Genomic DNA, 23602 nt, shown 5'->3' with positions numbered 1-23602 from the left:
GATCGCACTGTAAAAGGCTGACATTACGTTTGAAACTATCCTGAAAACCTAATTATTACACAAGTGGATTTATTTGAAAAGTTGTTGTCCAACAGAGGCCCCTTGGGAAGCCACTCACATTATGCGCATGGCTATTTCACATTCCCTAAGCTGGAAGGGGACATTTCGCCGCGCATGAAGTTCAGGGGCAAGGAAGTGTTAACCTGGAGCCTCAACAACTACCTTGGCCTTGCGAACCACCCTGAGGTGCGCAAAGTTGACGCGGAAGCCTCTGCCGAGTGGGGTATGGCCTACCCGATGGGTGCCCGTATCATGTCTGGTAACTCCAACATACATGAGCAACTGGAGGCTGAGCTGGCTGCGTTTGTGCAGAAGCCGGATGCCTTGTTGCTCAACTTCGGATACCAGGGTGTGGTTTCTATCATAGACGCCCTCGTAGACCGCCACGATGTAATAGTGTATGATGCCGAGTCGCATGCCTGCATTATAGACGGTGTGCGCCTGCACCAGGGCAAACGCTTTGTGTATGCCCACAACGATATGGAGAGTCTGGAGAAACAGCTGGAGCGTGCCACGCGCTGGGCTGAGAACACGGGCGGCGCCATCCTGGTGATCACAGAAGGCGTTTTTGGTATGTCCGGCAATTTGGGCAACCTGAAAGACGTGGTGGCCCTGAAAGAAAAATTCAACTTCCGCCTTTTTGTGGACGATGCGCACGGTTTCGGTACCATGGGCGACACAGGGGCTGGCACCGGGGAGCACCTGGGCTGCCAGGACGGAATCGATGTATACTTCTCTACCTTTGCCAAATCCATGGCCAGCATTGGTGCCTTTGTGGCATCCAACGAGCAGGTAGTAGAGTACCTTCGCTATAATATGCGTTCCCAGATTTTCGCTAAGTCGCTGCCGATGCCGATTACGGTGGGTGCGATGAAGCGCCTGGAGCTGCTGCGTACGCAGCCTCAGCTGAAAGACAAGCTTTGGGAGGTGGTAACGGCCCTGCAGAGCGGCCTGCGCGAGAAAGGGTTTAACATCGGCACCACCGAGTCGCCGGTTACGCCCGTGTTCCTGAATGGCCAGATTCCGGATGCCACTCAACTGACCCTGGATCTGCGCGAGAACTTCAGCATCTTCTGCTCGATCGTGGTATACCCTGTCGTGCCGAAAGACGTGATCATGCTGCGCCTTATCCCAACTGCCTCGCATACCCTGGATGACGTGAAAGAAACCATCGCAGCGTTCGAGAAAATTGCACAAAAGCTAGACAAGGGCTTGTATTCAAGTCCGGCTGTACCCGCTTAAATGGCTTTAAAGGCCTATATTAAAAATCCTTAATCTTTGCTAGTTTTCATTAAATGTGTATATTGGAGCTAATAAATCAATTGTTTCACATAATCAATAGCTCAAATGAACAACAACTTCAGCAAACTCAAGGATTTAGTAATGTCACTGGAAGGCGACTTCGAGAAGTTCTATGATAAGAATAATGCAGCTGCAGGTACTCGCGTACGTAAAGGCATGCAGGATCTGAAAAACATGGCTCAGGACATCCGTAAGGAAGTTCAGGATATGAAAAACAGCACTGAAAGCGCTAAATAGGTAAACTCCCTGGTGAGTATTAACTAAAAAAGGTGGCCATATCGGTCACCTTTTTTAGTTAATATGCTGTTAATTAGTTAGTTAACGCTAACCAGATAGTAGTTCTTTTTTCCTTTCTGCACCACCAGGTACTTGCCTTGCAGCAGTTCATAGGTAACGGCCTCATCCGGGCCCTGCACCTTTTCGCGGTTAATGCTCACGCCGCCGTTCTTGATCATGCGCTTGGCTTCGCCCTTCGACTCGAAAACCTGCCCGCCTGTAATCTCAGACAGCAGGTCGGTTACGGTGCCAGCGGCCGTGTACTGCTCCCTGCTCACCTCAATCTGCGGCACACCTTCGAACACAGACAGCAAAATATCCTCCCGAAGGCCCTTTAAGGTCTTTAAATCGCCTTTACCAAATAAAATTTCTGAAGCTTCTACGGCTGCCAGGTAGTCGGCCTCGGAGTGCACCCGAATTGTAACATCTTTAGCTAAGGCTTTTTGTAACGCGCGTTGGTGCGGTGCCTGTTTGTGCTCTTCGGCGATGCGGTTTATCTCGTCCTCGGGGAGGAGGGTATAAACTTTTATCAGCTTTTCGGCTTCCTCATCCGACAGGTTCAGCCAGAACTGGTAGAATTTGTAAGGCGAAGTCAGGTTCGGGTCGAGCCATACGTTGCCACCTTCCGACTTGCCGAATTTAGTGCCGTCCGACTTCGTTACCAGCTTGCCCACCAGGGCAAAGGCTTTGCCGCCACCCATGCGTCGGATCAACTCCGTGCCGGTCGTGATGTTACCCCACTGGTCGGAGGCGCCCATCTGCAGTTTTGTGTTCTTGTTTTTATAGAGATGGTAGAAGTCATACCCCTGGATGAGTTGGTACGAGAACTCTGTGAACGACAGGCCCTCGGCACGGTCGCCGTCCTCGTCGGCGCTGATGCGCTTTTTCACGGAGTCTTTCGCCATCATATAATTCACGGTAAGGTGCTTGCCAACCTCACGCAGGAAACCCAGGAAACTGAATTCCTTAAACCAGTCGTAGTTGTTCACGATCTCGGCTGAGTTCGCCCCGGCGTTAAAGTCGAGGAACTTCTCTAGTTGCTGCTTTATACCTGCCAGGTTTTCCTGCAGCACTTCCTCTGATAGCAGGTTGCGCTCCGCAGACTTCCCGGAAGGGTCTCCTATCATACCGGTGGCACCGCCAACCAGGGCAACAGGCTTGTGGCCGGCGCGCTGCAGGTGCACCAAAAGCATGATGGTGGCCAGGTTACCGATATGGAGTGAGTTGGCTGTCGGGTCGAAACCGATATAGCCGGTGGTCATTTCGCTTGCCAGTTGCTCTTCAGTGCCTGGCATAAAATCGTGGAGCATGCCTCTCCATCGCAATTCTTCAATAAGATTCATGTATTGCTTATTTCGTCTGTTCTAGGCAAATATATAAAAGAGTTCCCAGTTTGTGGCGACGAAGGTGCAGTGGCATTCGAGTCAAATGTTTATATTGTGTTGACTCTATGTGAAAAGTAGACGCTTATGCTGCTTTATATAAAGTGCAGATAGTAGGGTACTCCTGTTAGCAGCTAGTTGTCATTAATTATGAAGAACATTTTTCGATTTAGAAAATTACAGTTTAATTGGCAATTTGGTTTGGCCCTTATCCTCTTATTTGGAATAACTCGCTTTTTACTTGTTCTGGAGGCTAATCGAACTGGAAACTACAATTTTACTTCAATAATATTTGTGATTATGGTGCTCACCCCATTTTTGCTTTTATCAAAGAAGGGGCGTGAGTTAATTGGTATAAAAGGGACAAAAAACCTTAAATGGCTAGGCAGTTCATTTGTACTAGGAATTTTTGCATCTACAATAATATTTTTTCTTGGAGAATATCTTTACCAAAAATCTATAGAAAATTGGTTTGTGTATATCTCAAAATCATATAGCAGCATCCCCATCGATCAACTTAAAGGAGATAATAAACTATTCTTTTTTGCAATGTTTGCGGGAATTGGAATGACCTTCAGCCCGATTGGCGAAGAGCTATTATACAGAGGACTAATCCACCAAAGTTTCGTTCCTAAATTCGGAAATAATAAAGCGTCAATTTTGGACAGTTTTGCATTCGCCATTGTTCACTTGGCTCATTTTGGAGTTGTATACGCCAGCGGAAGTTGGAAATTCTTGTTTGTTCCTGCTATTTTATGGATGACACTAATGTTCTTGATCAGTAGGCTATTTTTTTATTGCAAAACAAAAACGGAATCAATTTATGGCGCTATTCTTAGCCACTCAGGGTTCAATTTTGCAATGACCTATTTCATATTCTACTATATCCTGTAAATAATTAATGACAACAACACAACCTATAAACAATACGGGGTTCGGGATTTATCCAAAGGTTTGAGCAAATTGATGATTGCTATTTGAGTGGTAGTAAGTAATCGCCTATTTGCTCCCGTACTGTTCATATCGAAACCGTTGGTGTCAAATAGCAGTCAACAAAAAGCATACAGTTTAACCAACTAAAAAATCTACACGATGTTCAAAATGCTTTGCTTTTTATTATTCATTACTGGTGCTGTAAATGCACAGGATATCACTATCAATTGGGTGAATAAAAACGCCTATCCTTTACAAGCAGATTCCTCTTCCAGTAACTACCACGACCTTCGGTTTTTATCTAAGGTGCTAAAAGATAAATCCATCATCGGTCTTGGTGAAGCTTCTCATGGTACACAGGAATTCTACTATCAAAAGAGACGTATAGTAGAATATCTAATTCAAGAAGCAGGTTATAAGATGGTTGCTTTAGAATCTCCAAGTACTACTATAGAACCCATTAATCAGTTTCTACAAGATGGTACAGGAGATATGAAAGTCATGCTGAAAGCTATGGGTCTTTATAATTCAGAAGAAATGTATAAACTATGTCTATGGATAATGACTTATAACAAAAACAAATCTGATAAAGATAAAGTCAAACTAATAGGTTATGATAGCGAAGAATATTGGGGAAATCCGTTTACGCGAGATAAATTAATGGCAGAAAGCCTTATTAAAGCACGTACAGTTCAGAATTGCAAAACTATTGTCTGGGCGCATAACTTACATATTGCGAAAGATACCACTATGGCTGAGTTTAAGGCAATGGGCTATTACCTTAAAAAGGAATTTGGCATCAACTTTTACGCTATTGGTTTTGACACTTACAAAGGAAGTGTGAATGTATTAAATAATGGAGAGCTGGAAAAGCACTACTTTAAAGGAAATGAGGATACATTTTCGAGTCTATTTGCTAAAGCTATATATCCATCGTTTTTTATAGATTTCACTACACAAGGCAATCCATTTATAAATACAGTTAATAAAATCACCAATATTTATTCTAATTGGAAAGAGCCCAATCCACTACCGATAAGACCTGGTTATGATTTTGAAGGGCTAATTTTTGTTAAAGAAACCTCTGCGTCAATTGGAATAAAATAACCAATTTAGAGACGTGTTATTTTATAAAATAGCAAAACAACTAATTTTAGTAATTGATAAACTCGTTGGTGGGGTTCTATGCGGGTGCGAGTTAATTAGGATGAATACACCTTTGCTATACTAGGCATTTGGTAAGGCTACTATAAATCAGGAGGGTTATTTTCTGTAGCAAAATTTGATTCTGTTGGTCAGTTGGCGCAGGTACAGATTTTGGGCCTGATGGCTTCATACATTCAGAGATAATTGGCTATGATGAAATCATGGAAAGTAAAGTAGAGAGAATGGAAAAGCTTACCAACTATAATCCTCCCTTGTATCAGGACACACGATAGCTATGGAGATATTAAAAGTAAAAGGGGACAGACAATCTGGTGCGGCAAGGATACCAGTGATACTTCGACGAACAGGGCTTGGTGAAAAAGATGTTATATATGAAGATGGATAGATGATAAGCTAACTGCATAAATCAAGCGAAAGCTTTTAAGTTAGGTAGAAGCGCTATTCTCATCCTAATGACCCATCATGTAAACTGGAAATTCGTAAACGTAAATCAGAACACTCTCGAAAAATTCCATGACACATTTGCAACTCTTTACTAAATTAAGTTCTCTTCCGCCGGCACTTAAGGCGGAGGTTAGTGATTTCATCGATTTCCTTTTAAGTAAGAAAAAGAAAGCCGTCAAAGCGAATAAACCTAAGTTTGGCTATACAAAGGGGCAATTCAAGATGTCTCCTGACTTCGATGAACCGCTAGATGACTTTAAGGAATACGTGCTGTAAATGGCTCTATAGTAAGACATAATTACTGCTAGCTTGTGGGAAATGGCCATAAAAATTAGTTTAAAAAAACTTGAATTTGCTGCATTTTCTGATTTAGCAAATATGATTGCTGAAAACGGCTTCGAATAATTGCCTATTACATTCGAGCATACATTGAAAGTTGCCGAGTTAGATTTTATAAATGGCGACCCGTTTGATAGAATTTTGATTGCACAGTGCCTAGTTGATCATCTCGCAATTATTTCAAAGGACAGCAATATAGCGAAATACCATGTCGAAGTACTGTGGTAAAATGCTCAACCTAATCCCTCACAAATACAATACTAGCCAACGTAGTTGCTGACTCATGAGCGAGCCGATTATCTCATACCATTTCCCCTTCATCTTCTCTGTTAAAGTATTAAATTTGCAGCAATCTGTAACAGCGCGAAGAAGCAGCTGTGAACTGTAAATTTTAACCTGACACCCATGTCCCATACCTCCGAAGGCATCCTGGAGCAACTCAAGAAGCGGCAGTATGCGCCAGTGTATTTTCTGCAAGGCGAAGAGCCTTACTACATAGACCTGATTTCGGATTATATAGAGGAGCATGTGCTGCAGGAGCATGAGAAGGGCTTTAACCAGGTAGTGATTTATGGCAAGGATGTAGATGTGGCCACGGTGCTGCTGCAGGCAAAGCGTTTCCCGATGATGTCGGAGAAGTCGGTGGTGATTGTGAAGGAGGCCCAGAGCATACAGGACATCGAGAAGGAGGAGGGGATGAAACAGCTGGAGACCTACCTGAACCACCCGCTGACCTCAACGGTGCTGGTGTTCTGCTTCAAGCACAAGACTTTAGATGGCCGGAAGGCCCTGGCGAAAACCATCGGGAAGCACGCCGTGCTGCTGACCACCAAGAAACTCTACGACAACCAGGTGCCTGCCTGGGTAAACAGTTACCTGAAACAGCAAGGCGTGCGGGCCACGCCACAGGCAGTCGTGTTGCTGAGTGAGTTTATCGGAGCGGACCTGTCCCGGCTGGCAAACGAGATCGACAAACTACTGATCAACCTGAAGCCGGGGGCCACGATAGACGAGCGTGTGGTGCAGGAAAACGTCGGCATCAGCAAGGAGTATAACATCTTCGAGCTGCAGTCGGCCCTGATTGCCCGTGATGCCCTGAAAGCCTACCGCATCATCCAATATTTTGAGGCGAATCCCAAAAATAACCCGCTCATACCCAACCTGTCGCTGCTGTTCTCTTTTTTCACTAAATTATTGAGTCTGCATACCTCTGCCGACAAATCGGAAGGAGGGGTGCGCAAGAGCCTCGGCAACCGCGGCTTCCTGGTGAAAGAGTACATGCAGGCCCTGCGCGTGTTCCCGTTGGCGCGCTGCGTCGACATCATTCACGGCATCCGGGTGGCCGACTTGCAGGTGAAGGGCATTACAGGTGGCGACATGTCCGACGCAGCCATTTTGCGCGAGCTCGTGTTCAAGGTGCTGCACCCGGTGCCCAGGGCCCTGGCCTCCTGAAACAAGTAATTTATCCACACCACACAATATTTTGGGGCAATTCCTAGTATATAGATTGCAGGCAATATTTATGCGGCGTAAGTGCGACAAGATTATCAAATTGTAGGTCGCTGCTAATCAAATTTTGTTAACTTTGGAAGAGGTGGCTATGGCTTCGGAAGAGGAGCCAAGGTTGGTTTGAAGGGATGTGTTTTTTAGAAGAACCCGATAAATTTGAAGGCCTGAGAGGGCAGAAAACAATATATGAAGATAGCGTACAAAATAGCACTTGCATCCGTACTTACAGGCGGCTCGCATATAGTAGCCGCACAGCATACGCAGGTTTTTAAGAATGAAGAACGGTATTATCATGAAGGGCTAGAGCTTTTTGACCGCGCCAAGTACGGCGCTGCCCAGGAGGCTTTTCAGAAGTACATCGATGTGATGGGCGATGACGCCAAAACAGCTGACGCCCAGTATTACTACGCGCTCAGCGGCCTATACCTCTTCCATCCGGATGCAGAACAACTGATCCTGAACTTTGCCAGCAACTACCCCTCGCACCCCAAGACAGCCCTGGCAAACTACGAGCTTGGCCTGTACTATTTCGAGCAGAAGGACTATAAAAAAGCCATTGAACTGTTGCTGCAGGCGCCCACGCATTTGCTTGGCATCAAGCAGAATAAGGAGCTTGAGTTTAAGCTGGGCTACTCGTATTTTGCCACCAAAGACTTCGATAACGCCAAAACCTACTTCGACAAAAACAAGACGACCGGCTTTCGGCAGGATGAGCATCGCTTTGCCTATGCCTCTAATTACTATGCCGGATACATCGCATACCGCAAAGGCGACTACGCCGCTGCCAAGGCAGACCTGAAGATTGCGGAGCAGAATGAGGCATACGCCGCCATCGTGCCCTATATGGTTACCGAAATCCTGTATAAGGAAAACGACATATACGAAGTGATCCGCTATGGCGAGGCGGCGCTGGCCAAATCGCCGCCGGTGCAGCAGACTGATGACATTGCCCTGCTGGTCGGGGATGCCTACTACCAGAAAGCCGACTACAAAACTGCTGAAAAGTATTTCCACCAGTTTGCGAACGGCAAGCGTACGCTTGAGCCAACAGTACAGTATAAAATCGCTTTCACCGACTTTAAGAACAACAACTACAAAAACGCGATAGCCAACTTCAAGGAAATCGCGCTTAAAAAAGATGCCCTAGGACAGAACGCAGCGTATTACCTGGGCCTGAGTTACCTGAAGGAGAACAACAAGCAGTTTGCCTTAACTGCCTTTGACCAAGCCAGAAAGAACGATCAGGATAAAGCCGTGACGGAGGCGGCCACGCTCAAGTATGCGCAGGTAAACTATGAGCTGGGCAATTTCAGAGAGGTGATCACCTCTCTGGCCGACTTCAACGACAAGTACCCCAACTCGGAGCAGGCAGAGGAGGCAGACAAACTGCTGAGCGACTCCTACTTCGGCTCGAACAACTACGCGGAGGCGATCCGCCACATCGAAAGCCTGCCCACCAAGAGCTGGCGCATCCTGCAAACCTATCAGCGTGTGACCTATTATCACGCCGTAAACCTGTTCAACGATGCCAAGTTCCCGCAGGCTGTGCAAATGCTGGACAAGTCGCTGCAGTACCCCTACGATAAGGAGGTGACAGCGTCGAGTCACTTTGTGAAGGGCGAGGCCTATTCTATCGGGCAGCGCTACAACGACGCGATCAACAGTTACGCAGCCGTGTTCCGAACCACCCCATCCACAAAGTCAGACTATTATACCAAGTCACGGTATGGCATCGGGTATGCGTATTTCAACACGAAGGAGTATGACAAGGCGCTGACCCACTTCAAAGCATACCTGGAGTCGATTCAGCCGAGCAACCCCAATTACAACGACGCCACGGTGCGCCTGGCTGATACCTATTATGTGTCTAAAAACTATGCCGAGGCCCTGAAGCTGTATGAGCGCGTGATTGCCTCCAGCTCCCCGGACCGCGACTATGCCCTTTTCCAGAAAGGCGTGGTGCTGAGCATCAACAACCGCAACGACAAGGCCAAGGAAGCCTTACAGGAATTGATTAACAAATATCCGAAGTCGCGGTACTTGGACGATGCCTACTACCAGATGGCAGTAATCGACTATGAGTCTGGCAACTATAAGGCGGCCGTGGCAGAATTCAGCACGCTGATCAATAACATGCCGCAAAGCAAGCTGGTGCCAAACGCGCTGCAGAAGCGCGGCACAGCCTACGCCAACCTGCGGCAAAATGACTTGGCCATTGCCGACCAGAAACGCGTGCTGGAGGAGTTCCCTTCCGCAAAAGTAGCCAGCGGCGCACTCTACAGCCTGCAGGAGGTGCTGGGCACTGAGAACCGCAGCAACGAGTTTGACGCATACCTGGACCGTTTCAAGTCTGCCAACCCGCAGAGTGATGCTTTAGAAAGCGTGGAGTATGAGGCAGCCAAAACCCTGTATTTCAGCCAGAAGTATGAGCAGGCGATTCCGAAGTTCGAAGCTTATCTCAAATCATACCCCAAGAGCTCCTTCGCGGCGGACACCCGTTACTTCCTTTCTGACTCATACCTGCGCCAGAACAATATCCCGGAGGGCCTGAAGCGTATGAAAGAGGTTATTAACGAGAACCGATCGGAGTACGTGAACCGTGCCGTGCAGCGCGTTGGGGATCTGGAGTTGGAGGCTAAAAACTACACCGAGGCCATCAAGTATTACAGCCGCCTGCGCGACCTGGCCTCTAACCGTAAAGAACAACAGACGGCCCTGATCGGCTTGATGCAGGCCTATTACCAGAGCAACGACTACACGTCTGCCAAGCGCTCGGCCAACGAGCTGATCAGCCAAGGCAACGCCTCGCTGAATGCCTACAATTCTGCGCTGCTGTTCCGGGCAAAGTCTACCTACGCCCAGGGAAACATGGAGCAGGCCCTAACGGAATTGCGCGAGACAGTCGCTTCGGCTGCCGATGTGAACGGGGCGGAGGCACAGTACCTGATCGCGCAAATCCTGTATAAGCAGAAAAAATACAAAGAGTCCATTGATGTGGCCTTTGGCTTCAACACCAAATACTCGAACTATGATTTCTGGCTCGGCAAAACCTTCCTGATCATCGCTGACAACTACACTGCCCAAAACGAGATGTTCCAGGCCAAGGCCACGCTCAACTCCATCATCGAGAATGCCCCTAACAAGGAGATTGTGGCGGAGGCGAAGCAGAAGCTGGCAAAGCTGGAAGGAAAATCCACTACAGACAACACACAGCAACTGCAGGAGCAGGCCCCGCAGCCAAGGCTGACGCCGCCCACTGATTCGCTGGAAATGCAGATGCCGAGCGATACCACAGACCAGCAGTAAGCAAGTACAACATCCGTTTTAGTTTAGAACAGAATCGTTATCATGAAGAATAAGATAAGATTAGCCTCCCTGGCCATTGTGATGAGTGTGGGGTATAGCTACCTGAACACGGTGCAGGCGCAAACCCAAGGTTGGGGTGAGGGAGCCAAACTGGAAGACGCCGAGGTAGTTGTGGAGAAGAACCGCGTGAACGAACTGCCCCAGGCTGCCCGTAATTTCGAGAAATTCCGCATCGACCCACCCTCTAACGAAGAGCGCAACGTGCGCTATCGCTTTTCGGACTACCGTTTGCCGGAGCAGGACATTGACTTGCAGATGCGCGTGCTGACCATCAAGCAGGACGAGCTGACGAAACTCTACGGCAATTACCTCAAGGCCGGACTCGGTAACTACGCCTCGCTCTACCTGAAAGGGTATTTCCACAACAAACGCAGCGAGACGTCAGACTTCGGCGCGTCGGTGAGCCATATCGCCTCTGCCCGGGGCCCTGTGGACAAAAGCAATTCTGCCGTGGCCAACTCCGCGATTACCCTGCACGGAGAGCGCTATGTGGGAGATTTTACCGTGGGGGGCAAACTGGACTACGGCCGCGACAAGGTGTTCTTTTATGGGTATGAGCCTGCAGTAGAGGGTGACCAGGAGGTGGATAAGGATACTATCCGTCAGGTGTTTAACCGTGTTTCTGCGAATGGGTTTCTGCATAACCAGACATCTGACGCCCCATTGCAGTACAAAGGCGATGTGCAGTTCCGGTATCTGAACGACCGCTTTGCCATGAGCGAGAGCAACCTCGCCCTGAAACTGCGCAGTGAGTATGGCATCGACGAGGAGTCTGCTTTTAAGACTGACGTGGATCTTTCTTTCCTTTCGCAGAAAGACTCCCTGAGCATAACCCGCAGTTTCTTTAAGCTGCATGCCGCCTACGAGCGCCAGCTTAACGCCGTCCGTCTGACACTGGGGGCCAAGGTGGCCTACACCGGGGATACCATTAACGATGCGCGCAAAGTGAATGTATACCCCATGGTGCGCCTGGCAGTAGAGCCGATTAAAGGCAACCTGTTGTTATACGCTGGGTTAGGGGGAGACCTGGAAAGGGTTACTTTATACCAGCTAACTCAGGAAAACCCCTGGCTGGCGCCGAATGCGCAGGTGGCTGACGTGAACAAAGGGCTTGAGGTATACGGCGGCATGCAGGCGAATATTGCCAACTATGTGCAGCTAAATGCGCGCGTGGCCTATCAGAACTTCCGAAACCTTTACTTTTTCAATAACTCAGTGGAGGACCCGGCCAAGTTTGACCTGCTGTATGACGACGGCGTGACCAACGTGCTGAATTTTTATACAGAGGCCTCCTTCAACTATTCCGATGAAATACGGTTGGGCGTAAAGGCTGATTATAATAGTTATAACATGGCTTCCTTAGAGCAGCCCTTCCACCGCCCCGAGCTCATGGCGAGCGTGTTCGGTACCTATAACTTCTACGACAAGGTTCTCTTTAATTCAGAACTTTATTATATTGGAAACTCATTTGGCCGGATCACCCGTCCGGACGGAACAACCGAGTTGCGCCAGACGGACAATATAGTGGATTTAAATCTGAAGGCAGACTATCGCTTTACAAACAATTTCACCGTATTTTTGATGGCCAACAACTTGTTCGGGCAGAAGTACGAAAGGTTCGTCAACTATCCGGGCAAGAGCATAAACCTGATCGGAGGCGTTTCTTACTCATTCTAACTGCATATGGTTGAAAAGTATATCAAGTCACTGCTCTATGACCACGACTGCGTCATCATACCCGACTTCGGCGGGCTGATTACGCGGTATGTAGCGGCCAGGATAAATCCGGTAAAGCATTCTTTTGCGCCTCCCTCCAAAAAGGTCGCCTTTAACGAGAAGCTTATACTGAACGATGGCCTGCTGATCAGCACGATCGCATACCACAACGGAGTTTCTAATGAAGAGGCGCAGCAACTTGTCGCCTCGTTCGTGCTACAGGCAAAAGCCCGTCTGCAGACAGAGAACCGTTTGGAGATGGCTGGCATTGGCATTTTCAGGTATAGTCCGGAGCATAAGATCGAATTTGAGTACATAGAGGGCGACAACCTGCTGGATGCCAGCTTTGGGCTGCCTGAGTTGGTGGCCCGCCCAATCCGGATAGAGGAGCCCGCTGTGTTGCGCACGCTTATCAAAGAGCGGCAGCAGGAGCATGCGGCGGAAAAGCAGCCGTTTCGTAAGCGTCTGAAGCGGGCCTACAACGTGGCGGCAGGTATGGCACTGGCTGGTCTCACCGGAGCCGCCTTATACTTTCTGTCGCTGCAGGCAGATTACAATTTGAGCAGCCTCAACCCGGTAACCTTATTTAATTATAGCCACGCCGCAAGCAGTACTGCAGCTACAGACAGATATGCTGCAGACTATGTGCCCTTTACGGCAGAAGAACAGGCGGAGGTATACAGCACCATCCTGTCTCAGTCAGATGCCGTGACCGAAGCACAGGAGGTATGGCAGACAATGCCCGAAGTCGCTGCTGAAGAGACTCCGGCTGAGGCGTTTAGTCCTGAAACCACAGCAGAAGGCACTGAGGAAGTGGTAAAAGCCGAGGCACCTGCAAAGGTAGAGGCCAAGCAGCCGGAGGCTCCTGTGCTTACAATTAATGGCCAGACCGGTCGTTCCTATATTATCATTGGCGGATATTCCACCAACCAGAATGCAGAGCTGAAACGGGACGCCGTGCGCAAGGAGGGACACGCCTCCAAAGTGCTGGTACCGGGTCAGAACAGTAAACTTTACCGCGTGTCGGTAGCGGATTTTGCCTCGGCAGATGAAGCGAAGGCTGCGCTCAGCGACTTTAAAAAATCATTCGGAGAAACAATTTGGGTACTTAATTATTAACATGACCTCACTCTTATTACAAATCACAACAACAGCCGCTGACACGACCACTGCATTGGTTGAAGGTGCCAAAGAGGCACCAGAATCTGTAAGGCTACTCGACCTGGCGCTTGCCGGGGGCTGGGCAATGATTCCGCTGGCTCTGCTTTCGCTGGCGGCCATTTACATTTTCGTGGAGCGGTTCCTTACCCTGAAGAAAGCCGCCAAAAACCCGGAGGGCTTTAACGAGCGCATCAAGAAAATGGTGCTGGCCGGCGACATAAATGGAGCCAAGATGCTTTGCGCCCAAACCAATACACCGGTTTCCCGCATGTTGGAGAAAGGACTTACCCGCATCGGAAACCCACTGAAGAACATCGAGACGTCCATTGAGAATGTGGGCAAGATCGAGATCAGCCGCCTGGAGAAAAATCTGTCTGCCCTGGCCACCATCGCGGGTGCGGCCCCGATGCTGGGCTTCCTTGGTACGGTAACAGGTATGATTGAGGCGTTTATCGCCATTGCCCAGGCTGAAGGCTCCGTGAGCCCGAAGCTGCTTTCGAGCGGTATATACCAGGCCATGGTAACCACGGCGGCAGGTCTGATTATCGGTCTTCCGGCCTATGTGGGGTATAACTACCTGGTATCCAAAATCGACAGCATTGTGCATGCCATGGAGTACTCGTCTATCGAGTTCCTTGATCTCTTACAAGAACCACAGCTTTAGCAATGAACCTTCGCTCGAAAAACAGGACAAATGCCGAGTTTAGCATGTCGTCGATGACGGACATTATTTTCCTGTTGCTCATCTTCTTCATGCTGACCTCCAATTTCGTGACGCCCTCCGGGCTTCCGGTGAGCTTGCCAAGCAGCAAGACCTCGGACATTGTGATGCAAAAGATAAGCGTGACCATTACCGAGGACTTAAAGTATTACTTAAACGAAAAGCAAATCCCCCTTGAGCAGATAGAGCCTCAGCTGACTGCCTTGTTGCAAGGAACAGAAGAAGGGGCCGTGGTGTTACACGTTGACAAGAGCGTGCCGGTAGAGTACCTGGTGAAGGTGGCCGGAATCGCCAAGAACCTGAACGCAAGCGTAACATTGGCCACAGTGCCAACTGAATAAAAACGGAATATGGCCATTGCCCCTTACCCAATAGAAGAAGAAGAGAAGAACAAGCGCATTGCTGCCGGTGTGAGCATCGGCATGCATGTGCTGCTCTTGCTTTTTCTGATTTATATGCTGGCCTGGAGCGCTCCCGACCCACCTGCACCCGAGTACGGGATTGAGCTGAATTTCGGCTTAGATGCTGTGGGAAGCGGGGATGTACAGACCCTGGCCACCCCGAACCCCTCCAAAAACACAGAGGACAGCAAACCAGCCCCAACGCAGCCTGACCCACTGCCAGACCCTCAGCCAGTGGCCAAGCCAACACCGCCTTCGCCTCCGCAACCCGTGGAAACGCCTAAGGTAACCACGACCACGGCCGAAGCCCCGGTATCGGTGAAGGAAGTAGTGAAGCCACAACTAAAGCCGCAGCCAACAAAGGAAGAGGCGAAGCCTCAGCCCAAGGCGGAGCCAAAGGAAGAAGTTGTTAAAAAGGAGCCTGAAAAGCCGAAGTCTTTATACCCCGGCAAGCCTACCAACAGTACAGGCAATGGCAAAAACGGTTCTTCAGATGCCGCTACCGGCAACAATAACGGAGATAACGACGGAGCCGTTGGCGACAAAGGCGATCCGGAAGGAAAAGTAGACGCCAAGTCACTTTACGGCAAAGCGGGTGGCGGCGGAGGCGGATCCTTGAACATGCCGGGCTGGCGCTATGACATTGAGCCCCGCAAAGACCCTTACAGCAATGTGACGGGCCTCGTCAAGTTCTCGATCAAGATCGACGCAGACGGAAACCTGGAGGGAATCACCGTGCTTGAAAGTAATGTGTCGCCGCAGGTGGTGGCCTGGTACAAAGAGCAGCTGCAGAAAACCACATTTAGCCGTACAGGTTCCGGCACCGTCAATTCCGGAGCCTCTGGCGTCGTGACATTTAGAATTACCTCGCGCTAAGCCGCGCCCAGTACCTTTACCTATGACCTATCAGGAGTGCCTTGATTACCTATACCAGCAATTGCCGATGTTCCAACGCATCGGCAATGCTGCTTTTAAGAAGAGCCTGGACAATATCGAAACACTTTGTGAAGCGCTGGGCCAGCCACAGCATCAGTTTAAGTCTATACATGTGGCGGGCACAAACGGGAAAGGCAGCAGCTCCCACATGCTCGCCGCCGTGCTCCAGGAGTCTGGTTACAAAACCGGGCTGTATACCTCGCCGCACCTGAAGTCGTTCACGGAGCGCATCCGCATAAACGGCGAGGAACTGCCTGAGCGCTACCTTATCGATTTTGTACAGCAGCACCAGCAGCTTTTTGAGCGCGTGCAACCTTCCTTCTTTGAGATGACGGTGGCACTCGCCTTCCGGTATTTCGCTGATCAAGAGGTGGAGGTGGCCGTGATCGAAGTCGGGCTTGGGGGGCGGCTGGATTCTACCAATATCATTACGCCGGAGCTGTGCCTGATCACCAACATTGGCTATGATCATCAAGCCCTTTTGGGCCATACCATCAGTGCGATCGCTTCCGAAAAAGCCGGTATCATTAAATCGGGCATTCCCACCGTGATCAGCACGAGACAGGAGGAGGCGCAGGAGGTGTTTGAGGCGAAGGCCGAGGAAGTAGGTGCGCCCATCTATTTTGCACCGGACCATTTCAGGATAGAGGTGACCGAAGCCACGCACGAGCGCCAGGTCTTGCAGGTATACCATGATGAGAAATCGTTTTTGCCCGGCCTGGAGATTGACCTGGCAGGTATTTACCAAAAACACAACTTACCGGGGGTTTTACAGGCTCTGGTGTTGCTGCACAAGCGCGGATGGCATATTTCCCATACAGCTGTGCGGAGTGGCCTGGCTAACACGAAGACTTTGACAGGACTTAAAGGGCGTTGGCAAGTGCTCGCGAAGCGACCCTTAACCATTTGTGATACAGGGCACAACGAGGATGGTATAAAACAAATACTGAAGCAGCTCAGGGGGATTAACGCAAGGCAGGTACACATGGTGTTTGGAGCCGTCAACGACAAGGACATCTCCGGTATACTGCAACTGTTACCTGCTGAGTATACTTACTATTTTTGCCAGGCCGCTATCCCAAGGGCTTTGCCTGTGGCGCAATTACTAGACATGGCCCAAACCGTCGGGCTGCAAGGCAATGGGTATAATACCGTAGCTGAGGCAATAGCGGCAGCCAGGGCAAATGCAGCCCCGGATGAGGTTATTTTCATTGGCGGCAGTACCTTTGTGGTCGCAGAAATTGAGGAACTTTAAAACTTCATGGGAAGATCTAAACTAGCAAAATTTGCTGCCATCGGGGAGCGGGAGAACGTGGTGGAGCCGGGCGACGAGCGCTATGGGCAACTGAAAGGAAAATGGCGTGCGCTCCATTTTGATAATAACAAGCCTTTGATTCTGGAAGTAGGTTGTGGCCGCGGTGAGTATACGGTGGGGATGGCGCGCCTCTTTCCGGAGAAGAATTTTATTGGGAGCGATATAAAGGGAGCACGCCTCTGGAAAGGAAGCACCCTAGCTGAGAGCGAAGACCTGAGCAATGTGGCTTTTTTGCGCACTTTTATAGAGCAGCTGGAGGATAACTTCGACACTGATGAGGTAGATGAAATCTGGATAACCTTTCCGGACCCCCGCCCGCGCGACCGGGATATTAAGCGACGGCTAACCTCACCGCGTTTCCTGAACTTATACCAGAAAATCCTGAAGCCAGACGGCATCCTGCACCTCAAGACAGACAACCTTGCCCTATATGCCTTTACCCTCGAGACGTTACAGCACGAACTAAAAGGAAAAATCAGAGATTTGCTCTATACTGACGATCTTTATACCTCTGATCTACAGCAACATACCATGAGTATTTATACCACCTATGAAAAGCGGTATCTGGCTGAAGGTGTGCCCATTAAGTACCTTCAGTTTCGGTTTAACTAAAGGTAACGTGAACTCTGGAATAGTTGTGCGTTAACTCGCTTTCAAATGAGTTTTTCTGCTTTGGATAAGTATAGTTTAGCTAAATCAGGGTAAAATGATACCCAGTTTTTCCGAGAGGCACCTTGTAGATGTTGCGGTGCCGAACGCAGTGAGGCAGCCTGAGCAGGGCGAAGGCAGCTTCAGCTACACAGTGCTGAGCGGGAAAACGCGCCCCAGCGGGCGTGGAGCGCACAGCAAGCTATGAAAATAAATAGTTCAAGATTAGAAGTAACCTACAGCTATTCCCGAGTGCATGATAAGAGCACAATGTTGGTCACCATCATCTACTATCAAAATAAAAGGCCCACGAATCATACAATCCGTGGGCCTTTGGTTTTGATGTACTCGCTGGCTAATTCAGCACGTCGTTATAGTTTGTTACTCTTCATCCAGTTAATGCAGCGCTCGAACCATACATCAGAGGTGGTGGGGTTATTCAGGCCAAAGCCGTGCCCGCCATTTTGATAGATATGGAGTTCGGCAGGCACGTTGTTCTGGAGCAAGGCTTCGTAAAAGACGATACTGTTCTGGGCTGGTACTGCTTTATCGTCGGAAGCATGCACCAGGAACGTTGGCGGAGTTTGTGGTGTCACCTTTTTCTCGTTCGAAAATTCAAGTAGCCGCGCCTGCGACGCCTCTTTGCCCAATAATTTGTCGAAGGAACCCTGGTGCGCGATGGCCTTGTCGCTACTGATCACGGGGTATAGCAGCAGCATAAAATCTGGGCGCACATTTGCCTCCTTCGCAGCATTGGGTAGATAAGATTTCTGAAAATGAGTTCCCACGGTAGCTGCCAGGTGCCCGCCGGCAGAAAATCCCATAATCCCTACTTTGTTTAGGTTCAGGTGCCAGGCCGTGGCGCTGTCCCTAATCATGCCGAGTGCCTGTTGAGCATCCTGAAGCGGTGCGATGGAAGGATCGGAAGACGTTTTGGCATCGGGCAGGCGGTACTTCAGAACGAAGGCGGCAATTCCCTGCTCTTTAAATTTTTTCGCTACATCATGCCCCTCATGGCTCGCAGCCAAAATGCCATACCCGCCACCGGGGCATATCAGCACAGCAGTGCCAGTTGCTATTTCGGGAGCCGGAAGATATACATATACGCTTGGCGTGCGCACATTGCTGATGCGCAGGATACCGTTTGTGGTTGCCGTTTTTTCCTCGTCAGGGCCAGGTTTCTCGTTTGGTATACCTTTGGTGTATAAAGGAAGCTCCACCGGAATTTTCTGGCCGTACGACGTGGCAAAAGGCATCAGCGTGATAATGGCGGCCAGGAGAGGGAAACGAAGTTTTTTCATGGGGTATAGGTTAAAAGTGATGCGACAATAATTGCACGCCATATAGCGCAGGGTATAATCTCAATTTAGTTTAGCAGAAGCATCATTCCTTATCAGAGGAAGTTTATACCCAAATATGTCAATACAATATGTTGCTATACAGTAATTTAGGTTTTACTGAATAAAGCGCCACTAAAAGCAGAGAATCTGCATTAGGCTTCCTCAATCTCCTCGAAAATATCCTGAAGTTCATCAAAGTCCTTCAGTCCGGGCTTGATCTCATGGCCTCCGTGCAGGCCAATCCCGGCAGGTTTAATTTTGCTCAGCGTGGCGTTGATGTTCGTTTTGTCGATACCGAACCCGATATATACGGTAAACTCCCTGGAGATGCTTTTCAGGAATTTCATGTTGGTTTCGTCCACTGTCTTGAAGTCGTCAGAGTACACGATAAACGCATGCACCACCGGACTGTATAACTCCATCATCTCCAGCAGCTCGCTCTCAACGGTGTCTTTGTTGATGAAGATCTTCTGGATGACAGGCCGGGTGATCTCCTCGATCTCATCGATCAGGTAAGGCGTGTCCAGCTGGATATAGTCAAGCCCAAAATCTTCGGCCATGTCATTGATCATCTCGGGCCGCGCACGGGTAAACTCCCCAGCCACCTTAACACCAGATATCCAGCCGGTTATTTCTTTCAGGGCCTCGGGTTGCATACGCTCAGGGTCGTCCAGCTTCAGGTTGAAACCGATGATATCAACCCCCATGCCCGCACAGTAGCGTGCATCACTCAGGTTGTTTATGCCATTCACTATCACAGAGGTACGTAAGCCCATGGTACTGTTGAATTATATAAGGTGATGAATTGCTTAATTTCAGAAATGTTACTCAAAGTAAATCCCATTTCCCGAACGATGCCACTTTTTTGCCTTATTTTTCTCCTAAAGGCCCATTTTGCCACAGCATTCGCGCCCGGGCATGCCCTTTTTTGCATTCCTGAATCTTTATAACTCTATAGTTGTTGCTATATTTGCATTATTAAAAATTTATTAAGCAGAAATACACTTTTTATATAGATGAGTAACAAAGGAAGGGTATTGGTAGCCATGAGCGGGGGCATCGATAGTTCGGTGGCCGCCGTGATGCTGCATGAGCAGGGCTACGAGGTAGTGGGGATGACCATGAAAACCTGGGACTATGCCTCCAGTGGCGCAAGCAAGAAAGAGACGGGCTGTTGTAGCCTCGACTCGATTAACGATGCCCGGAACATCGCCGTTCAGCTCGGGTTTCCGCATTATATCATCGACATCCGCGATGAGTTCGGGGATTTTGTGATCAACCATTTTACCGATGAGTATTTGGCGGGCCGCACGCCAAACCCGTGTGTGCTTTGCAACACGCACATCAAATGGGACGCGCTGCTGCGCCGTGCCGATCAGCTTGGCTGTGACTTTATCGCGACGGGCCACTATGCCAACGTGCGCGAGGAAAATGGCCGCTATATCATCTCTAAAGGGCTTGACGAGCACAAAGACCAGTCGTATGCGCTGTGGGGCATTTCGCAAAAGAGCCTGAGCCGCACTATCTTCCCGCTGGGCAAGCTGCACAAGTCCGAAATACGCCAGATGGCGCTCGACCGTGGGTTTACGGAGTTGGTGAACAAGCCCGAATCGTATGAAATCTGCTTTATCCCTGACAACGACTACCGCGGTTTCCTGAAGCGAAGGGTAGAAGGGCTGGAGGAGCGCGTGGCAGGTGGCAAGTTTGTGCTGGAAGACGGTACCGTCGTCGGCACGCACGAAGGCTATCCGTTTTATACCATCGGGCAGCGCAAGGGCCTTGGCGTTGCGCTGGGCTTTCCGGTATATGTGACCCGGATCGATAAAGACACTAACCAGGTGGTGCTCGGCAATTACGAGGACCTCGCCAAAAACGCCATGACAGTTGGCAAGCTCAGCCTCTCCAAGTATGAGGACCTTATCGACCGGCCCATCTCCACGGTAACCAAAGTACGGTATAACGACGGGGGCACGGAGGCCATCATAGAGCAGGTGGGCGATAAGATGAAGGTTCACTTCCTGACGGGGGTGCATGCCATTGCGCCCGGACAGGCGGCTGTCTTCTACGAAGGCGACGACGTGGTGGGGGGCGGCTGGATCGAGTCGAACTACAACCACGAATATTATAAACTGGAGGTGCTGCAATAATGAGAAAAGCGCTACTGCTCGTGCTCGCGCTGACTGGCTTTTTCGCTGGCTGTGAGGAAAAGTACAAAGAATCCGATCCGGAGGCGATGGGCTATGGCTATTATCCATTGGCCGTCGGCGATACCCGTGTCTATCAGGTCACAGACATCCAGTTCAAGAACGACGAAGGCGATACCCTGCGCTTTCAGATGCAGGAGCGCGTAGACACGACTTTCCTCGACCAGACCAACACCCTGAACTATAAGATTATACGCTCGGTACGGCCAGATGCAGAGAGTCCCTGGAAAGAGGACTCCGTACTGGTTGTTTCGCGTTCTGTCTCAAGCCTCCTGCTGACGCAGGACAACACCCGGTATGTGAAACTGGTGTTTCCGGTGCGAACCGGGAAGACCTGGCAAGGCGATGCGTATAACAACCACACTGTGAATATAGATCAGAAAGAGACCTATACCTATGCCGCCGCCGGAGAGCCTTACACGGTGAGCGACCAGACTTACGGCAACACCGTTACCGTGATTCAGGGTACCCCCACCAAAAACCTTGTGCAGCTGGACGAGCGCCGCGAGGTTTACGCTGAGGGCGTGGGCAGGATATACCGCATCTTCAACCGTGTGGTATACTGCAACGAAACGACGGGGAGCAATACCTGTCCGTTTGGCGAGGACTACAAGCTCGACGGGCATGAGCGGCACGAGGAGCTTATTTCATACTCAAGCAAATAGCAATGCGGCGGCTGCTCTTCTCCCTTGGCATGCTGTATTGCACAGTACTTTCTGTTTTCGGGCAGGGGGGAAGCCAGGCAGCGGAGGAGCAGAAACGACTGGTTTATTTCACGGATAAGGCCAACACCCCTTTTTCAATTTCGCAGCCACAGGATTTCCTGTCGGCAAAAGCCCTGGAGCGCCGGCAGCGGCAACAGATTCCGCTTTCGGTCCGCGACCTGCCGGTGGACCCGGCTTATGTGACTGCCGTGCAGAACGAAGGGGTACGGGTTCTGTATACCTCCCGCTGGTTTAATGCGGCCGTAGTGCAGTGCTCAGCACAAAAGCTTCAGGAAATTGAGGCCTTGCCTTTCGTCAAAAAGACGCGAACCCTGAACAGGATAGCCACCCCGGCCACGGAATTGAAGCGCAAATACCTGCAGGAAATGGAAGCCTTGCCCTATACCTCCAATGTGGCGCTGGGGCAGGGGGATTACGGCCTCGCCTTTCATCAGGCCAATATGCTGGGCGCCACGGAGCTGCATGCGGCAGGCTATACCGGCGAAGGGATGACCATCGCCGTCCTGGATGCAGGCTTTCCTGAGGTGAACACCCTGGCTGCTTTTTCCCATCTCTTTCAGGAGAAAAAAATAAGAGGCACGTTCGACTTCGTGCAGAAAGGGCAGGACGTGTATGGCGCAAATGCCCATGGCACTGCAGTGCTCTCAACAATGGCCGCCTACGCTCCCGGCCAGATGATCGGGACGGCTTACGCCGCAAATTACCTGCTGCTGCGCACCGAAGACGCCGCCTCTGAGCATCATGTCGAGGAGATCAACTGGCTGCTTGCCGCCGAGTACGCCGATAGCGCCGGGGCTGATGTCATCAACTCCTCCCTCGGCTATACCACCTTCGATAGCCCCTCCGTAAGTTATACCTACCAGGACCTGGACGGAAATACCACGCTTGTCGCCAGGGCAGCGGATATGGCCGCCTCCACCGGGATGCTGGTGGTGGTGAGTGCCGGAAACGAAGGCAACAAGCCCTGGCAGTATATCGCCTCCCCCGCAGATGCTGATTCCGTGCTGACGGTGGGTGCAGTGGATTCCCTGGGTATAAAGGCCGGGTTCAGCTCATTCGGCCCGTCTGCCGACGGACAGCTAAAGCCGGACGTGGTGGCCCTCGGGAAAAACGCCTATGTGCTCTCTTCGGCCGGTGAAGTGATCAAGTCCAACGGCACATCCTTTTCGGGGCCGATTATGGCGGGCTTTGCCGCCTGCCTCTGGCAAACGAACCTGGGCAGAACCAACATTCAGCTGATAGACCAGATTCGGCAGAGCGGAAGCAATGCGGCCATGCCTGACAGTGCGGTGGGGTATGGCCTCCCTACGTATGGCAAAACACTCAATGCCTTACCGGAAGCGCCTCTACCTGGCCACGCCTACATCACCAATCCTGTCAGAGACCAGCCTCTGGTGCTGGCGCTGAGTCAGGAACTCTGGAGCCAGCCTATGGAAGTGCAAATACTGGACGTAACCGGCAAGCAGCTTGCCCATCAACGCTTCGCTTCGGCGCAGCGGGAACAGGTGCTGCAACTGGCGCCGCATCAGCTGAAGGCTGGCCTGTATTTTTGCCGGGTGCGCTCTGGAAACCGGGTACTGACCCTGCGGTTCGTTAAACTGTAAGTGCCTGCCGGAGCGTCTTATTTTAAAGGAAAAATCAATTAAAAAACTACCTT

The 23602-nt window shown here is 50.2% G+C and carries 20 protein-coding genes; 17 read left to right on the top strand and 3 right to left on the bottom strand.

From position 1 onward, the window contains the following. Nucleotides 1-63: 63 nt before the first annotated feature. Nucleotides 64-1302, top strand: coding sequence for an aminotransferase class I/II-fold pyridoxal phosphate-dependent enzyme (locus tag MKJ04_RS02550; RefSeq protein WP_241639020.1), 1239 nt, complete (start codon nucleotides 64-66; stop codon nucleotides 1300-1302). 105 nt (nucleotides 1303-1407) lie between these two features. Next, nucleotides 1408-1599, top strand: a complete 192-nt coding sequence (locus MKJ04_RS02545) for a histone H1 (protein ID WP_241639017.1) — start codon at nucleotides 1408-1410, stop codon at nucleotides 1597-1599. A gap of 77 nt (nucleotides 1600-1676) precedes the next feature. Here the strand turns inward: MKJ04_RS02545 and tyrS are convergent, their stop codons facing one another. Continuing rightward, complete coding sequence (tyrS, locus tag MKJ04_RS02540; RefSeq protein ID WP_241639016.1) at nucleotides 1677-2981, bottom strand: tyrosine--tRNA ligase; 1305 nt, start codon at nucleotides 2979-2981, stop codon at nucleotides 1677-1679. A 189-nt stretch (nucleotides 2982-3170) separates the two neighbouring features. Between tyrS and MKJ04_RS02535 the strand changes: the two genes are divergently transcribed. The 12 genes from MKJ04_RS02535 (at nucleotide 3171) to trmB (ending at nucleotide 17640) form a co-directional block, all read left to right on the top strand. Next, nucleotides 3171-3914: a CPBP family intramembrane glutamic endopeptidase gene (locus tag MKJ04_RS02535; RefSeq protein WP_241639014.1), complete on the top strand. Its 744-nt coding sequence runs from the start codon at nucleotides 3171-3173 to the stop codon at nucleotides 3912-3914. A gap of 198 nt (nucleotides 3915-4112) precedes the next feature. Continuing rightward, nucleotides 4113-5060: an erythromycin esterase family protein gene (locus tag MKJ04_RS02530; RefSeq protein ID WP_241639012.1), complete on the top strand. Its 948-nt coding sequence runs from the start codon at nucleotides 4113-4115 to the stop codon at nucleotides 5058-5060. Between the two features lie 573 nt (nucleotides 5061-5633). Then, nucleotides 5634-5840, top strand: coding sequence for a DUF2281 domain-containing protein (locus tag MKJ04_RS02525; RefSeq protein ID WP_241639010.1), 207 nt, complete (start codon nucleotides 5634-5636; stop codon nucleotides 5838-5840). Nucleotides 5841-6308: 468 nt separating this feature from the next. Beyond that, nucleotides 6309-7355: a DNA polymerase III subunit delta gene (gene holA, locus MKJ04_RS02520; RefSeq protein ID WP_241639008.1), complete on the top strand. Its 1047-nt coding sequence runs from the start codon at nucleotides 6309-6311 to the stop codon at nucleotides 7353-7355. Nucleotides 7356-7598: 243 nt separating this feature from the next. Beyond that, nucleotides 7599-10718, top strand: a complete 3120-nt coding sequence (locus MKJ04_RS02515; protein WP_241639005.1) for a tetratricopeptide repeat protein — start codon at nucleotides 7599-7601, stop codon at nucleotides 10716-10718. A gap of 42 nt (nucleotides 10719-10760) precedes the next feature. Continuing rightward, complete coding sequence (locus MKJ04_RS02510; RefSeq protein ID WP_241639002.1) at nucleotides 10761-12455, top strand: hypothetical protein; 1695 nt, start codon at nucleotides 10761-10763, stop codon at nucleotides 12453-12455. A 6-nt stretch (nucleotides 12456-12461) separates the two neighbouring features. Then, entirely contained in the window at nucleotides 12462-13613 is a 1152-nt protein-coding gene (locus MKJ04_RS02505; RefSeq protein ID WP_241638999.1) for an SPOR domain-containing protein, read from the top strand. Between the two features lies 1 nt (nucleotide 13614). Then, the gene (locus tag MKJ04_RS02500; RefSeq protein ID WP_241638996.1) at nucleotides 13615-14319 is read left to right on the top strand and encodes a MotA/TolQ/ExbB proton channel family protein; all 705 of its coding nucleotides are present in this window, start codon (nucleotides 13615-13617) and stop codon (nucleotides 14317-14319) included. Nucleotides 14320-14321: 2 nt separating this feature from the next. Then, nucleotides 14322-14717: an ExbD/TolR family protein gene (locus tag MKJ04_RS02495; RefSeq protein WP_241638993.1), complete on the top strand. Its 396-nt coding sequence runs from the start codon at nucleotides 14322-14324 to the stop codon at nucleotides 14715-14717. 9 nt (nucleotides 14718-14726) lie between these two features. After that, on the top strand, nucleotides 14727-15653 hold the full coding sequence (locus MKJ04_RS02490; protein WP_241638990.1) for a hypothetical protein: 927 nt from the start codon (nucleotides 14727-14729) through the stop codon (nucleotides 15651-15653). 22 nt (nucleotides 15654-15675) lie between these two features. After that, nucleotides 15676-16968: a bifunctional folylpolyglutamate synthase/dihydrofolate synthase gene (locus MKJ04_RS02485; protein ID WP_241638987.1), complete on the top strand. Its 1293-nt coding sequence runs from the start codon at nucleotides 15676-15678 to the stop codon at nucleotides 16966-16968. A gap of 6 nt (nucleotides 16969-16974) precedes the next feature. After that, nucleotides 16975-17640: a tRNA (guanosine(46)-N7)-methyltransferase TrmB gene (gene trmB / locus MKJ04_RS02480; protein WP_241638984.1), complete on the top strand. Its 666-nt coding sequence runs from the start codon at nucleotides 16975-16977 to the stop codon at nucleotides 17638-17640. Nucleotides 17641-18047: 407 nt separating this feature from the next. Here the strand turns inward: trmB and MKJ04_RS02475 are convergent, their stop codons facing one another. Both MKJ04_RS02475 and MKJ04_RS02470 read right to left on the bottom strand, forming a co-directional pair. Beyond that, entirely contained in the window at nucleotides 18048-18977 is a 930-nt protein-coding gene (locus MKJ04_RS02475) for an alpha/beta hydrolase (protein ID WP_241638981.1), read from the bottom strand. A 191-nt stretch (nucleotides 18978-19168) separates the two neighbouring features. Beyond that, the gene (locus MKJ04_RS02470) at nucleotides 19169-19792 is read right to left on the bottom strand and encodes a hypothetical protein (protein ID WP_241638978.1); all 624 of its coding nucleotides are present in this window, start codon (nucleotides 19790-19792) and stop codon (nucleotides 19169-19171) included. Between the two features lie 240 nt (nucleotides 19793-20032). Between MKJ04_RS02470 and mnmA the strand changes: the two genes are divergently transcribed. Genes mnmA through MKJ04_RS02455 form a run of 3 tightly spaced genes read left to right on the top strand, consistent with a single transcriptional unit; the run spans nucleotide 20033 to nucleotide 23549 of the window. Then, nucleotides 20033-21163: a tRNA 2-thiouridine(34) synthase MnmA gene (gene mnmA / locus MKJ04_RS02465; RefSeq protein WP_241638975.1), complete on the top strand. Its 1131-nt coding sequence runs from the start codon at nucleotides 20033-20035 to the stop codon at nucleotides 21161-21163. Then, on the top strand, nucleotides 21163-21885 hold the full coding sequence (locus MKJ04_RS02460) for a hypothetical protein (RefSeq protein ID WP_241638973.1): 723 nt from the start codon (nucleotides 21163-21165) through the stop codon (nucleotides 21883-21885). The genes mnmA and MKJ04_RS02460 overlap by 1 nt, the downstream gene beginning before the upstream one ends. A 2-nt stretch (nucleotides 21886-21887) precedes the next feature. Then, nucleotides 21888-23549 carry a S8 family serine peptidase gene (locus MKJ04_RS02455; protein ID WP_241638971.1) on the top strand — a complete coding sequence of 554 codons (1662 nt, stop codon included), beginning with the start codon at nucleotides 21888-21890 and terminating at the stop codon, nucleotides 23547-23549. The last annotated feature ends 53 nt before the right edge of the window (nucleotides 23550-23602 follow it).

The organism is Pontibacter sp. E15-1, assembly GCF_022601975.1.
Classification (GTDB): Bacteria; Bacteroidota; Bacteroidia; order Cytophagales; family Hymenobacteraceae; genus Pontibacter.
Note: the sequence above shows the minus strand (reverse complement) of the source record. Positions and strands in the feature narration are given on the sequence as shown.